This is a genomic window from Gillisia xinjiangensis, assembly GCF_046298265.1.
GTDB lineage: Bacteria > Bacteroidota > Bacteroidia > Flavobacteriales > Flavobacteriaceae > Gillisia > Gillisia xinjiangensis.
The window spans coordinates 1-516 of sequence record NZ_JBKAHK010000128.1 but is presented as its reverse complement, the minus strand read 5'-3'; the positions used below and the strand labels follow the sequence as shown (position 1 = coordinate 516).

The following is a 516-nucleotide window of genomic DNA, read 5'->3' as shown; positions in this document are numbered from 1 at the left end:
CCGACACGCGGACGCACACCCTTCGAGCTGGACGCCGCACGCCTGGTCGACTTCGACAAAGGCCATTTCAACGGCCGCCGCGCCTTGCTGCAGCACGCCAAGGAGGGCCCGCGCTACAAGCTCGTCGCCCTGGAGGTCGAAGGCAACAAGGCGCCGCACGCCGCCTTCGTCTATCACCGCAAGAAGACCGAGGCCGGCCACATCACCTCGACCCTGTGGTCGCCGACCTGCAAGCGGAACATCGCGCTCGCCATGCTGCAGGCGCCCTACGGCGTCGACATCACCGGCGATCTCTGGGTCGAGATCTATCACGACAAGGAAGGCAAGTGGGAGCGGATCATGGCAAAGGCCTGGCTCACCGAACGGCCGTTCTTCCGCCACCGCCGCCGCTCCCTCACCCCGCCCGCCCGACTCTGACGAGGTTCTGACATGCATGCGAAGGGCCAAGGCCTCCCGCAGATTCCCGAGACGGCGACAACCGGCCTCAGCAACAGCGCGGCGATGATCCGCGCTTAC

1 protein-coding gene is annotated in these 516 nt (G+C 66.7%); it reads left to right on the top strand.

The window, feature by feature from the left end:
* On the top strand, positions 1–417 hold a 417-nt coding region (locus tag ACKGJN_RS16830; RefSeq protein ID WP_409540725.1), incomplete at its 5' end, for a glycine cleavage T C-terminal barrel domain-containing protein.
* Positions 418–516: the final 99 nt, after the last annotated feature.